Genomic DNA, 14,045 nt, shown 5'->3' on the forward strand with positions numbered 1-14,045 from the left:
TTTAAGTCTAAAATTAGAAATAAATTAAATATCTACTAAAAAAAACTCGTTGAAATGTTAGCTAAACGAATTTTACCTTGTCTCGATGTTAGTGCCGGTCGCGTAGTCAAAGGAGTTAATTTCATTAATCTCCAAGATGCTGGAGATCCTGTGGAATTAGCCAAAATTTACAACGATGCTGGGGCTGATGAATTGGTTTTTCTCGATATTACTGCCACTCATGAGGGACGAGACACCATTATTGATGTCGTTTATCGTACTGCCGAAGCCATTTTTATCCCTTTAACCGTTGGGGGTGGCATTCAGACCCTAGAGAATATCAAAAGTCTGTTAAGGGCCGGAGCTGATAAAATCAGTATTAACTCCGCCGCTGTTCGTAAACCCGATTTTATCAATCGTGCTAGTGATCGCTTTGGTAAACAGTGTATCGTAGTTGCTATTGATGCTAGACGGCGTAGACATCCTGATAGTGACGGCTGGGAGGTCTATGTGCGAGGAGGACGGGAAGGTACGGGGATAGATGCTATCGAGTGGGCACAAGATGCAGAAAAACGGGGTGCAGGGGAATTGTTGGTAACCAGTATGGATGCGGATGGAACTCAGGCTGGATATGATCTGGAATTAACTCATACTATCGCTGAACGTGTAGAAATTCCTGTAATTGCCTCTGGAGGAGCGGGAAATTGTCAACATATCTATGAATCTTTCTCTAAAGGTCGTGCTGAAGCCGCTTTATTAGCTTCTTTGCTCCATTGCGGTAGGTTAACTATTGGTGAAGTAAAAGAATACTTACGTGCTCGCCAAGTTCCCGTTAGAGGCACATAAATACTACTTAACTAAAACAAAATTGTTAGTTAAGATTAGCCTAGTGTTAAAACTTATTAAAATTATGGAAGAATGTTAAAGACTTAGATTCGGATGATGAGGGAAAATGACTATTTTTTTTGTTAGGGAAAATAAAGATGTTGTAGCAGCTCAAGGAGTTAACCTCAGAGAAAGGGCTCTGCAAAACCAGATTGATCTCTATACTTTAAAGGGAAAACTTATTAATTGTGGGGGTCATGGTCAATGTGGGACTTGTATTGTAGAAATTATTGAAGGGATAGAAAATTTATCGCCACGAACAGATTTTGAGCAGCGCATACTTAAGAAAAAGCCCGATAATTATCGCTTATCCTGTCAAACATTGGTTAATGAACTAGTTAAGGTTAAAACTAAACCCTGCTCATCTATTTTAGGTGTACCTTTGAACGATAAAAAAAAGCACAGTGAGAGGTAATTATGGGTGGGGAACACAAGGAACAAACGTTGACTGCCAACTAACATAATGAATTTTTACTTGATATTTTTCATGATTTTCATTTGTCGAGGTTCAATAGTTTCTTGAAAATACCTGAGTAAGGTGATTCCAAGTGCTTGTTGCCATGGGATATAGAAGATATTGTAGTTCATTCAGTTCGGGTGAGATTAACGGATGAAGTACGTCATCTTTTGACGATACTTTTATGAACTATTAACATCTTTCTACTGTTAAACAAGATTGTGAGACTATATTAGTGAATATATATATAAATTGTACGTATCAAAAAAAAGAAATAATCAGAAAAAAATTACAAATATTAGGCAATAAATAAACTAGAACAAGAAGTACTAAGGTAAAAAAAATTGGAAGATTTTTATAAAGATGGAAAAGTATATCTAAATACAGATTAAGCCAGATTTAATAATTTTAAAAATATCCATACGGGTCTAATACTAGAGTAGAGAGATAATTTTCTCTAATAAAAAAAGATAAAGAGTAAGTCATTTTTTGATGATACCTTTAATTATTTTAAATATTCATATAAGTTAAGACATAGATTTATTGAAATCATAGTTTTCTCAAAGTTTAATTCCTCAATTGTGAGTAGAAAATACCATTATTTCAGTGGATAAAACTACATTTTTAAATTGGAAAACTTTTAGGATAATTGTAGAAAAAAGTTGGATATAAACCTAGATCATGCAAATACTACCTAAAAGGGAAAATATTTTTTAATAAAACCTGGTTTTCTGCCTTAATGCTCCAAAGTGAAAAATATTTATTTGTTGCTATCAATAAAATATGTTGATTTTTAAATCAATTAACTAAATTTGTCTTGATCGATAAAGATTGTTGAATATTTTTATCCATCAGCGTATAAGGGTTGCTCATAAATACTCTAGTAAAGAGGAATAGTCATGCTATATTTTTGATCGCTTATATTAATTACCTAATCAAAAGTTGAGGAATCCGTTTTGATTCCTTAAAGATTAAGACTGGGTCTAATACAAAGTAAAATATTTGCTTCCATAATGGGAACGATCATGGTATTAATTCCCACATAATCTGAGTTTACTTTATTAGGTTTACTAACCAAAACTTATTAATAAGTACCAGATTCAACTTCTTTACTAGAATTAATTAGATTATTATGATTAATATTAGTTTCAGCAGGAAAATATAGTTTTTCTTTGAAGAAATTACAGGTCTAAGTTAACAGTTAGTTCATTTGTTTGTTGTTTTCAATACTGAGATTGTAGAAGCTCTACGAGCATCTCACTGGTTGAGCTAATAGCGTAGGAAACATAAAACAATATATTTATCCCAGCAGTAAGGAATAAAGTCGTTGGTATTTTAAATCTTAGTAGACATTTCACCGTGATTTTTTTATACTAAACAACTAACTTTGAGGCGTTTCAACATAGCCTTCCTAGCTTTTTCTGCGAAAGAATCATCAAGATGGTCCAAGGAAATTTCAGTTTGATATTTTTCTTGTAAAGCTGTTTGAATTAACCAGTCAGCAATAAAAGGATTTTTAGGTAACAAAGGTCCGTGGCAATAAGTAGCGATCACATGACGATAAAAAGCTCCTTCATAACCATCTTCCCCATTATTCCCATACCCTTTAATCACCTTTCCTAAAGGTTTAACTTTTCCTAGATAAGTCCGCCCTCCATGATTCTCAAACCCGATGATAATTGGAGGTTTCCCTAATTGTTTTCTTAAAGCTTTTGCTAGGGGACTAGAAGTAATTTCAAAGACAACATCACCAATACAACGAGATACATTCGCTCCGGGATGTTTACTAACTAAATCCAGTAACCCTAATCCCTCAATGCGCCGTCCTAAAGCAGGTTCATAATAATGACCCAACAGTTGAGGAGAACCGCAGGTAAATACTCCAGGGGTTCCTTCTTCGACTCTATCCTTAAAAGCCTCAGCTTTAGCCCCTTGTAAATCCCGCATCACAATTTCCTGTTGACGATCTTGCCCCCCTCCTCCGACAATGACATCAACTTCCTTGAACACCGAGGCTTCTGTTTGCTGAGTTATAGGGACAATAGTAACATTGAGTCCACGCCATTGACAGCGACGTTGAAGACAGATGACGTTACCGCGATCACCATAGGTACTCATTAAAGTAGGATAGAGCCAACCAATTCGTAATTCTTGAGTTTGAAACATAGTTTAAGCAAGAAGTTATTAGAGCATTTTATCTTAGTTCTCTGAGCCTATCCACTTTTGGGTTTGTTTCTTGTGCTCTCTGTTAATTTTTAATTAAAAAAGTTAACTAACCGTGATCGAATTAAACTCAGATCTGTTTTAAGCAGTCATCAATTTGCTCTAATTATTCAAGATTTACTACACTGTACTGCCATAGGATTATTGGGGACTATTGAGATAAAAACTCTTATGTTTATTCAACTAAACGTTGAGCAACAACAATTGAATTCTTAGAAAGAACTAAGTCTTCATTCAACAAAAGTAAGAATTGTTTATAAGTAGTATTTGACATTGTCTTTCTCAATTTTTTATGTAGGTTTTATCTTTAACTTTTAATTGTTCCTTGATGGTTGAGGATGATTATGTCCTAAGAGTAACAACGACTAATTAAGTTTTCACTTCGTAGTCTTTCGTAGACTAACGATTCACTCTGTTTTATATCAAGAAAACAGAGTGAATCGTTAGGCAATGATCTTCCTCAAAAGCAAACTATCTATATGTTAGGAAGCTAATGAAGATAATTAACTGCTATTGAGAGACGTGCATGTAGCTACACTTACTCGTTCCTGATTCGTCAACTCTCTATGGAAAAAAATGCTAAAAGCTTCTTTGAGTTTTTTCGTATTATTCTTACGCCATCTATTAACTGAACTTTCCATTACGGGATTGGACAGAATTTTACTTAAAGTTGACTAATATTTTATTCAAATTTAGCTATTATTTAAAAATACGTTATATCTACGAATCATCAACTTAAGTATTTATTCTTCGATGTAGAAGAAATGAGTAGTCATATATAAATAAACAACATTATGTTAATAACTATTAAGGTAGTGGGTAAACTATAAACTAATTTTGAAAAAATTAGAAAATTTTCTAGACTGAGAAGATAAAACAAAGCTCAAAACTAATAGAGACATTAGTTAGCATAAATTTGATACTAATTTTTAACTTTGTTGAACAAGATTGAGATTTTTATTTTTAGTTTCTGTGTGGGAAGCCCCCACTATAAACAAGTGGGACGTATCAAACCGAAGGACCATAATATTGCGGTCTCAGGGTGAAAGCCGATCAGTGCTAAATGACTAAGCTAGAATAGAACTGGTCTAATAGATACTTAGAAACACGCTAAGAAATTAAAGGGCGAACTTATTACTCTAGCTGGTGGGTATATGTGTCCACAGACTATGTCGGATAATCAACAATGCTAAGGGGTTCTAAACAGAAAAAAAGTTTTTCTGATGTTTAAAAACCTATACATTCACAGTCTATGGATAGTTCAGTAGTGATGACTGTAGAGATATCTGGACGGAAGTATAAAAATAGCAACATTTCCATATTCCCATTCTATCTAGAAAAGCTCAGCAAAACAGTAACGTCCTATCGTAGACTAAGATGTCCTGTGCTGTGCGCTTGGGAGACTTCTCAGGAAGAGTATTTCTGGAAGAATGTCAAAAAGAAGTGAAAAATTCAATATGAATGTGATCGCCTGATTTAATACCTAATTGTGCAGCACGCCCCCCCCGCAATTCAATTACCATATCAATATCGGTGTTAAGAATAGGTCCGTAGGTAAAACAGGGGTCTTCTTGACAAGGGGGGACATTAGTAATCACCTGTTTAACTTCTCCATTAAATAGGAAAATCATGTCTAAAGAGAGATTAACATTCTTCATCCAAAACTTTACCGGTCTTGCAGGCTCAAAAACAAAGAGCATTCCCCTATTATCTGCTAAAGACTCCCGATACATCAACCCGATACTTTGTTGTTCTGAAGTTTTAGCCACTTCTAATTCAATCACTTGTTCATTAATCATTGCTTTGGCTTCCACAGGGAGGCTTTGACCTTGGTTTTTGGCAATTATTTCCAGTGTCCTCCCAATCTCACTAGACTGGGATTCAGTCCGCTCTGGAAAAGAATATCCAAAAGATAAAATAGCAATAATAACAGTTGAGGCTAAGGAAATCGATAATTTCATTGTGAGTCCCATCTTACATTCAGTGTTTAGAAACAATTACAGTTAAAGATGAGAAAAATACAAAGTAGGATTTTTCCCTTGTCTCTCTTCTTTATTGACTATCCTTCTCGTAGAACATAGCCAACACCGCGAACAGTGTGGATTAATCGTTTTTCATTTTTACTCTCTATTTTTAAGCGTAAATAACGAATATAAACTTCGATGACATTAGATTCTCCTTGAAAATCATATCCCCAAACATTTTCTAAAATTTTATCTCGTGTTAATATTTCCTTAGGATGAGACATGAGGTATTTGAGCAATTCAAATTCCTTCATCGTCAAATCAATGGCTGTTTCATCTATAAAAAGTTGGCGACTGTTCAAATCCAACATTAAATTATCAAATTGAAGTCTTTCAGTAACTGTTTCAGTAGTAGTCAAATAAAAATGGATTAGTCTAAGCAAATTTTCAGTATGATAGGCTGTCAATATATAGTCGTCAGCTCCTGCCTCTAAACAAGCCACTCTTTCTTCAACGCTTTCTTGATCAAGCACCATAATAATCAACACTCGATTTTGAACCTTTCTTAACTGACGGCACAAAGTCAATCCAGCTTTTTTTGAGCGGTGACGATCAATAACTATCATAGCTGGTTGTTGCTTTTCAACTTCGAGTAGAGCTTGATGAGCATCAGATACAATCACTGGAGTGTAACCAATTTCTATTAGATCAGCTTTCGCGCGTTGATTAAAATATTCGTCGAGTTGTACTAGTAAAATGCAAGGATTCATAGTAGTAGAGGTAATTACACTCATAAGTAACACCATTCTCACAAAAGACAGTTAGTTTAAGTTATTTATTTGGTAAAAATTTCTGTTACAACTCGATCCTGAGCATTGCCGCTCACAACAATCTTGTTATCATGAATGGTGCCTACGGCTTTTTCCCCAGTTAAATTAAAGTCGGGATTAGTTTGTTCATAAATGACATTTCCCAAGGCTTCGATGATCTGAGTGTTAACATTCCAGGTAAGATCGTTTGAATATAGTTTGGCGGCATTAGCGGTGCTATTACCTTGAACGCCACCTCGAAGATAAGCAATACTATTAGTCATATCAACCTCAGCCTGATTACCAGTGATGATAACTCCCTGTTGATAGTGAATTAATTTGACGGGTTTGCTTGAAGTGACTTGGCGCGCTTCGTATTTCCAAATAAATTCGTTGGTTGCTACTTGTACTGGAGGTTTAATTGATTTGAATTCAATATTGTCTTTAACAATGACCTGTTTGGTGTTGAGGTGAACTTCGGCATGGTTAGCAACTAGTTTATCGGTGATGATTTTATCTTGGAAACGAACTATTTTAAGTAAACGCTTACCAATTACCCTTTGTTCAGAAATCTTCCAGAGTAGATGTTCTGTTTTTAGTTGCATCCGAGGCTTTTTTGAAGTAGCAATAATATTGCCTATAAATTCAAGTTCCTGCTTAGTAGCATAATATTTACCCTCCTTGGCAGAAGCTGTAAGTTGAGGAGTGGAACCCCGCAGATTTTTTCGTACCATGAGGACGGATTCTTGGGGCTTCCACTCCACTTCGTCACTCTGCATTACCGCATCGTTACGAGGATCGACAGCAACAATGTTCTCTTTGAGATAAATTTCTTGTCCATCTCGATCAACTTCTCCCTGGTCAGCTTTAATGCGAAGGACAATTTTACCGTCTTGGAAAATATTGCCTTTTACGGCAGTTAATTGAGCCTTTTTACGATCAGGACTGTAGGCGGCCTCATCTACTTGAATTTTCCAAAGCATTTCTCCCTTCGCATTAGATTGTTCTAAGGTCGCATTGTTGAGAATTAATTGACTTTCTGTATTAGCAGCTTCCTGCTGTTGGTCATCAGAATTACTCTGAGATTGATTTTTTCCTTGACAGGCAGTGATAGCTGAGAGGAGAAACAGCACTCCGACTGTTAAAACCAAATTGGGTTGGAGATGCCGCTTCTGAAGAAAATTTGAGCTATCCATTTGGTTGAAGTTATTTGAGTCTGACTTACCTACCTTATCTTGGTTTATTGCTATCTAACATCCCGACCCCCGAAAAACTACCATAAGACATGTTCGGTTTGGGAGTTTTTTGAATATCTTCTTTGATTTGATCAAGATCAATATAACGATCAGCGACATTGATTAAACTATCACTAGTCATCGAACGCAAGCTAACAACCTCGATGCGGGCTCCTCGATAGCTAACCGAATCAGCCGCATAAGCTAAGTCTCCATCGCCACTGACGATTACGGAGGTATCATAAGCTCCGACTAAAGCCATGAGATCAACTGCAATTTCCACGTCTAAGTTGGCTTTTTTTGAGCCGTCAGGTAATTGAACCAGATCTTTAGCAATTACTCGATAACCATTACGACGCATCCACAATAAAAAACCCTGTTGTTTTTCGTTGGTACGATCAACTCCAGTATAAAAGAAAGCTCTTAATAACCGAGATCCTCCTGTCAGACGACACAGTAACTTTGTGTAGTCAATTTCAATTCCTAATTGAAGAGCAGCATAAAATAAATTAGAGCCATCAATAAAAATCGCAACACGTCCTCTATTTTCTAATACCTGTTCTGGTGTAAATATAGAATCGTCTTCAAATTCTTCAAACATTTGTCTTATTCCTGGTTGATTATGGAGAAGGTATGGTTTATGAAATGGGTTTGTTATTTCTGGCTTATATTTCATGAGATTTGTAAATTGGTAAAAGGTGTAATGGCAACATTCGTTTCTCCAGAACCCGGTTCAGCCAGATTTAGGTAGATTCTTCCTCAGGAAGGTTAAGCCTAACAAAAATAGGTTGGGGCTTAGTTAAGGTTTGACTAACTTCAATTTTTCCCCACCGACTATGTTGAGTGAAGGGAGCATTTTGATGGACGTGATCGCCCTCATTAAAATCAACAGATAACCCCAATTGTTGGTAAATGTTATTACTTAAATTGGGAATTATTGGGGACAATAAGTAAGCACTCAGGCGGACTGATTCTAACACAGCAGCTAGAATAGTTTCGACTTCCGCTTGTTTTCCTTGTTTGAATAAACTCCAGGGAGCTTGTTCATCAATGAATTTATTACTTGCCCGAATTAGATTAAAAATTTCTTCACAAACCTGATCAAACTTGATGGTTTCATAGGCTTGAGTTACTCTCAGACCCAAATCCTGACCAGTAGTTTTTAAGGGGTGGTCTAAAGGAAAATTAGCTACTCGAGGAATTACCCCTTTACAGTATTTTATGGTCATCCCAAGAGTTCGGTTGAGCAAATTTCCTAAATCATTAGCTAAATCAGCATTGAGAACATTAACAAAACGGGTTTCATTGAAGTCTCCATCTCGTCCACATTCAATTTCCTTGAGAAAATAGTAACGTACAGCATCGGAGCCATAACGATTTACTAAATCAAAGGGATTAAGTGTATTACCTAAACTTTTACTCATTTTTTGACCATTTTTAGTCAGAAATCCATGACTAAAAATTTTTTTAGGTAAAGGTAATTTAGCTGACATCAACATAGCCGGCCAATATACTGCATGGAAGCGTAAAATATCCTTCCCAATTAAGTGAAGATTAATAGGCCACCATTTAGATAAGGCATTTTCTAGGGTCGGTTCTTGATCAGAATCAAGTAAAGCAGTCACATATCCTAGAAGAGCATCAAACCAAACATAAATGGTATGATTAACATCCACTGGAACAGGAAAACCCCAACCAACATTAACACGGGAGACTGAGAAATCTTGCAACCCTTGATTAACAAACTTCAAGATTTCATTTCGGCGAGTTTCTGGTTCAATAAAATCACAATGTTCCTCATATAAGGTTTCGAGAGCTTCTTGATATTTGGACAGACGAAAGAAATAGTTCTCTTCGTCACGCCATTCGGCTTTTTTATTGGGATGAAGAGGACAACACGCATCTTCTCGTAATTCCCGTTTTTCTTTGAATTCCTCGCAAGGAACACAATACCATCCCTGTTGTTGAGCTAGATAAATGTCGTCATTATCGTAGACCCGTTGGAAAAATTCCTTGACGATCGCTGCATGACGTTGACTAGTTGTGCGGCTAAAGCGATCATATTGAATGTTCAACTTTTGCCACAGATCTTCAAAACTGGCCACAACCTGATCGCAATGTTCTTGCGGATCAAGACTTCTTTCTACTGCAGTGCGCTGGATTTTCTGTCCATGTTCGTCAGTTCCCGTGATAAACAGAACTGAGGAGCCTTGAAGTCGTTTAAAGCGTGCTATGACATCAGCCACCATAGTTGTATAGGCGCTACCCATGTGAGGCACGTTGTTAACGTAATACAAAGGAGTCGTCAGGGAAAATATTTGTGGCTTTGTCTTGTCTGTGGTCATTTAAACTTACACTGTAAAAATAAACGGCATTTACCTATACCATTGACACATTTTTATTACCGTTATGTTTAACCTCACTCGGAATTTAGTTGTTGGTTATTTGTATCACTTTTAGTTCTAACCTAATAGAGGACTCTCTATAAATAAAAATAACCTTAAGCCAAAATTTTTATAGACAATTTTTCTGTTATTTCAGAATCTAGTCTACTTTAAGAGGTACCTTGTGAATTTTTCTTTAAGCTAACGTAATTTATCGTAATAGTTTCTCAGATTTTTCTGAAAATAATTAAGATTTTTTGTTGATATTTTGAGAACTAATAATTTTTATCAAGTCAAATCGGTTGGCTTTATCAACCTAAATTATTATTATTTTTTGCTTTATTTTTGGATTTTTTTTTAAAAAATAGCCAAACTTAAATAAGTGCAAGATTCTAGTAGAAAATAGATAATCTGATAATTTTCCTGAAAGTTATCTGCTCCTAAAGTTAGAAAGTAATTAGTTGCTGCTTAGGCTGAAAAGGTTACTTTTTCAAAATTTAGAGATATATCTTTAGTTTCAGTCACTGAAAATACATCTCTTGCCATTATCAACAAACTGGGTGGATTTAATATTATGTAAGGTTCTCTATAAATATTTTCTTAGATGACTATAACGCCATCGATGAACTTGATGGTCTATGATTGAATTCGTCAATCATAGAAAAGCTATTTTTAATAATTTTTCAACCACTGTAACGTTATATGTTCCTCAACAAGTTTGGCTCAACTCGACCACAGTATGTAAAATGATGGCAAACTTTTTTGGAAAAATTCCTTTTTTGTGATTGCAAGCTATCTCCGCTAAGAAAGGATCGTTGAAACGTAACTCTTCTGGTTTAGAAATTAAACTTCTGTAGTCAAGTGACGCTAACACAGTTATGGGAAGTTAATAAGAAGTTAATAACTAACCTGCTACCCTTTAAAGGGGAGAAGGAAAAGCGATGGCTAAGTTCTCAAGCAGAATTAAGGATTGGAGAATGGGAGTGGTCAAAATTAAACTACTTTCGTGAAAGTTAGTCTTAATTCTCTGTTACTAAGCATCTCGAGTGATTTTAATTCCCCGTGTTTGAGCATGAACTTTTAAATCCCAGGCTAAATGCTTAGCAATATTAGGATTAATTTCACGACCACGATAACAGGGTTGTTGAGTGTAAGTTAATTGTTTTGAGTATTCCGTAATGACATGGTGTTGTAACTATTGATTAACTCAGATTAACTCAAAGTTTAAATCGTGGGCCACTCACAGTGAGAAATGATGCCCTGTCGTCGAAAACATCTTAACAAGAGAGAAGATGAGTAATTTGAAAAGTAGCTAGCTAAACCTTCCCAAATTCCTCATCCTCAATCTAAATAATGTGAATTTCCTGGGGTTATAGGACTGTTCCTATCGTTAACTGTGCAATGCCACTACCAATTTATAAGGCATAATTTTGATCGTTTGTTGGTTAAATTTATGAATTAATTCTATTTAGCACTAATCAGATTGTACTTCAAAAATATTTATTGTTAAGGATATCTGCTTCTAGGATAAAAAGTTCCTGATCGCTATTATTTTCGATCAGGAACTTTTTAAAAACGAAAAATTTTGTTGAAAATTTAAGAATTGGCTTGACGTTCTTTTACTTCAGCGATCACTTCCTCAGCCACATTATTAGGACAAGGTGCATAGTAAGAAAACTCCATAGAGAATTGGCCCCGGCCTGAGGTCATTGTGCGTAAGTCTCCAATATAGCCAAACATCTCACTTAAGGGAACATCAGCCTTGATTCTAGCTCCCATAGGAGTTGAATTTTGAGACTTAATCATTCCTCGACGACGGTTAAGATCACCGATCACATCTCCCATATAATCTTCAGGGGTAAACACATCCACATTCATAATGGGTTCAAGGAGTTGAGGACCTGCTTTGGGAATGGATTGACGATAACCGGCCCGTGCAGCAATTTCGAAAGCGATCGCCGAGGAATCAACAGGGTGAAACCCACCATCGGTTAACGTTACCTTAAGATCCACACAGGGGAAACCAGCTAAAATCCCTTTATTAATACTATTTTCAAATCCTTTCTGAACTGCCGGCCAAAATTCTCTGGGAACGTTACCTCCAGTTACTTTAGACTCGAAGGAAAAACCGCTACCAGGTTCTCCAGGTTCAATAGTATAATCAATTTTTGCGAATTGACCTGAACCCCCAGATTGTTTCTTGTGGATATAGGTATCATTTATGGTTTTGGTAATAGACTCGCGGTAAGCTACTTGGGGTTTACCCACCTCGACTTCAACTCCATGGGTTCGTTTAAGGATATCCACCTTGATATCGAGGTGAAGTTCTCCCATCCCTTTCATAATAACTTCGCCGCTTTCTTTATCTGTTTCTACATAGAATGATGGGTCTTCTTGAACCATCTTGCTGAGTGCCATGCCCATTTTTTCGTTGTCTCCTTTCTTTTTGGGAAAAACAGAAACGGAAATTACAGGGTCAGGGAAGACCATCGGTTCCAAAGTAGCTGGAAACTGGGGATCACAGAGCGTATGACCTGTTTGGACGTTTTTCATCCCTACAATTGCCACAATATCTCCGGCCTGTGCAGTTTCAATTTCTTCGCGAGAATTAGCGTGCATTTCCACCAACCGGCTAACTCTTTCGCTTTTTCCCGTGGCGGTGTTGAGTACGGTATCTCCTTTGGAAAGGGTTCCAGAATATAAACGGGTGAAGGTGAGTGCGCCAAAACGATCATCCATGATCTTAAAAGCTAAAGCCCGTAGGGGTTTCTCTGGGTCGACAATAGCAAACTTCCCTGTTTCATTACCTTCGAGATCAACCTCGGGTTGAGGTTTAAGTTCGGTGGGGTTGGGGAGATAGTCGACTACAGCATCAAGAACTAACTGTACCCCTTTGTTTTTGAAGGAGGAACCGCAGTAGCTGGGAAAAAAGGCAAGCTCACGGGTTCCTTTTCGGATACAGGACTTAATTTCATCGATAGTTAGTTCTTCCCCCTCGAGATATTTTTCCATGATCTCGTCATCCTGTTCAACCGCCATTTCAATCAACTGTTCACGGTAAGAGGCGACTTGATCAGCCATATCGGCAGGAACTTCTTTAATCTCATAATTCATGGGATCTCCTGAATCGTCCCAAATCCAAGCCTTTTCAGTTAATAGATCAACAACTCCACGAAATTCGCTTTCTATCCCAATAGGTAGAACCATGATTAAGGGTTTAGCTGCCAGGATATCTTCAACTTGCTTGATAACTGAAAAGAAATCGGCCCCCGTGCGATCAAGTTTATTAACGTAAATAATTCGAGCGACTTTGGAGTCGTTAGCATAACGCCAATTGGTTTCTGACTGTGGTTCTACTCCACCTGAGCCACAAAATACTCCAATTCCCCCATCAAGTACCTTGAGAGAGCGATAAACTTCAATAGTAAAGTCAACGTGACCTGGAGTATCAATAATATTAAGTTGGTGCTCTTTCCAAAAACAACTGGTAGCGGCAGATTGAATGGTTATTCCACGCTCCTGCTCCTGTTCCATGAAGTCTGTGGTGGCCGCGCCTTCATGAACCTCACCGATTTTATGAATTTTTCCAGTTAGTTTGAGTATTCTTTCGGTGGTGGTAGTTTTTCCCGCATCGACGTGAGCGAAGATGCCAATGTTACGGTAACGAGTTAGGTCTTTTTTCATACTAGGTCTACAGGGTTTAGGTCTTACAAATGGTCTTTAAGGGAAAACAGGCGTTTCCCTCATAGCCAGCGCAGGAGGCTGGAACTAAACCACTCGGAGCGTTACATATTTGAGTTACGCCTATGGCGACACAAAATAATTGTTAAGCAATTTTACACTTAAATCACAGTGAAAGTTTGTTTCCTTCTCTAGTTGTTGTGACTATGTTCAAATTCATAGACGTAAATAAAGTAGGCTCAGCTTTTTGAGTAGGTTGTCCACAGTGACTACAATAACTGTTCCAGCGATCACAACCTAAAAACTCTAAGTAAGAGTAGTACTGAACACAGAGTAGGTTTGGTAAATGGCTTGTTTAGAAAGATTTAGAGCGTTAGAACGACTTTGCACGAGTTAAAGATACGATAAGTAGGCATGTATCTACGCTA

10 protein-coding genes are annotated in these 14,045 nt (G+C 36.9%); 3 read left to right on the forward strand and 7 right to left on the reverse strand.

Annotated elements, in window-relative coordinates:
* Positions 1-54: 54 nt before the first annotated feature.
* Together hisF and RGRSB_RS08745 are read left to right on the forward strand one after the other, a co-directional pair.
* Complete coding sequence (gene hisF, locus RGRSB_RS08740) at positions 55-825, forward strand: imidazole glycerol phosphate synthase subunit HisF (protein WP_119260713.1); 771 nt, start codon at positions 55-57, stop codon at positions 823-825.
* Between the two features lie 106 nt (positions 826-931).
* The gene (locus RGRSB_RS08745) at positions 932-1,279 is read left to right on the forward strand and encodes a 2Fe-2S iron-sulfur cluster-binding protein (RefSeq protein WP_119260714.1); all 348 of its coding nucleotides are present in this window, start codon (positions 932-934) and stop codon (positions 1,277-1,279) included.
* A gap of 1,410 nt (positions 1,280-2,689) precedes the next feature.
* Here the strand turns inward: RGRSB_RS08745 and RGRSB_RS08750 are convergent.
* The 6 genes from RGRSB_RS08750 to metG form a co-directional block, all read right to left on the reverse strand.
* Positions 2,690-3,487 (reverse strand): type 1 glutamine amidotransferase, encoded by a 798-nt coding sequence (locus RGRSB_RS08750; protein WP_119260715.1) that lies wholly within the window; start codon positions 3,485-3,487, stop codon positions 2,690-2,692.
* Positions 3,488-4,977: 1,490 nt separating this feature from the next.
* Positions 4,978-5,505 (reverse strand): DUF192 domain-containing protein, encoded by a 528-nt coding sequence (locus RGRSB_RS08755; protein ID WP_119261028.1) that lies wholly within the window; start codon positions 5,503-5,505, stop codon positions 4,978-4,980.
* Positions 5,506-5,603: 98 nt separating this feature from the next.
* On the reverse strand, positions 5,604-6,302 hold the full coding sequence (nblR, locus tag RGRSB_RS08760) for a response regulator transcription factor NblR (RefSeq protein WP_119261029.1): 699 nt from the start codon (positions 6,300-6,302) through the stop codon (positions 5,604-5,606).
* Between the two features lie 41 nt (positions 6,303-6,343).
* Positions 6,344-7,468, reverse strand: coding sequence for an LPS export ABC transporter periplasmic protein LptC (lptC, locus tag RGRSB_RS08765; RefSeq protein ID WP_232014508.1), 1,125 nt, complete (start codon positions 7,466-7,468; stop codon positions 6,344-6,346).
* A 79-nt stretch (positions 7,469-7,547) separates the two neighbouring features.
* Positions 7,548-8,153 (reverse strand): LabA-like NYN domain-containing protein, encoded by a 606-nt coding sequence (locus RGRSB_RS08770; protein WP_119260717.1) that lies wholly within the window; start codon positions 8,151-8,153, stop codon positions 7,548-7,550.
* Positions 8,154-8,295: 142 nt separating this feature from the next.
* The gene (metG, locus tag RGRSB_RS08775) at positions 8,296-9,897 is read right to left on the reverse strand and encodes a methionine--tRNA ligase (protein WP_119260718.1); all 1,602 of its coding nucleotides are present in this window, start codon (positions 9,895-9,897) and stop codon (positions 8,296-8,298) included.
* A 900-nt stretch (positions 9,898-10,797) separates the two neighbouring features.
* Here metG and RGRSB_RS10230 point away from each other — a divergent pair.
* Complete coding sequence (locus RGRSB_RS10230) at positions 10,798-10,953, forward strand: hypothetical protein (RefSeq protein ID WP_172582083.1); 156 nt, start codon at positions 10,798-10,800, stop codon at positions 10,951-10,953.
* 579 nt (positions 10,954-11,532) lie between these two features.
* Here RGRSB_RS10230 and fusA read toward each other — a convergent pair.
* Positions 11,533-13,620, reverse strand: coding sequence for an elongation factor G (gene fusA / locus RGRSB_RS08780; protein ID WP_119260719.1), 2,088 nt, complete (start codon positions 13,618-13,620; stop codon positions 11,533-11,535).
* Positions 13,621-14,045: the final 425 nt, after the last annotated feature.

Source organism: cyanobacterium endosymbiont of Rhopalodia gibberula, from assembly GCF_003574135.1.
Lineage (GTDB): Bacteria > Cyanobacteriota > Cyanobacteriia > Cyanobacteriales > Microcystaceae > Rippkaea.

Excerpts from the sequence above, each read along its gene's own strand:
- RGRSB_RS08745 (WP_119260714.1), top strand. The coding sequence starts at position 932 with ATGACTATTTTTTTTGTTAGGGAAAATAAAGATGTTGTAGCAGCTCAA.
- fusA (WP_119260719.1), bottom strand. The coding sequence starts at position 13,620 with ATGAAAAAAGACCTAACTCGTTACCGTAACATTGGCATCTTCGCTCAC.
- metG (WP_119260718.1), bottom strand. The coding sequence starts at position 9,897 with ATGACCACAGACAAGACAAAGCCACAAATATTTTCCCTGACGACTCCT.
- RGRSB_RS08770 (WP_119260717.1), bottom strand. The coding sequence starts at position 8,153 with ATGTTTGAAGAATTTGAAGACGATTCTATATTTACACCAGAACAGGTA.
- hisF (WP_119260713.1), top strand. The coding sequence starts at position 55 with ATGTTAGCTAAACGAATTTTACCTTGTCTCGATGTTAGTGCCGGTCGC.
- RGRSB_RS08750 (WP_119260715.1), bottom strand. The coding sequence starts at position 3,487 with ATGTTTCAAACTCAAGAATTACGAATTGGTTGGCTCTATCCTACTTTA.
- nblR (WP_119261029.1), bottom strand. The coding sequence starts at position 6,302 with ATGAGTGTAATTACCTCTACTACTATGAATCCTTGCATTTTACTAGTA.
- RGRSB_RS08755 (WP_119261028.1), bottom strand. The coding sequence starts at position 5,505 with ATGAAATTATCGATTTCCTTAGCCTCAACTGTTATTATTGCTATTTTA.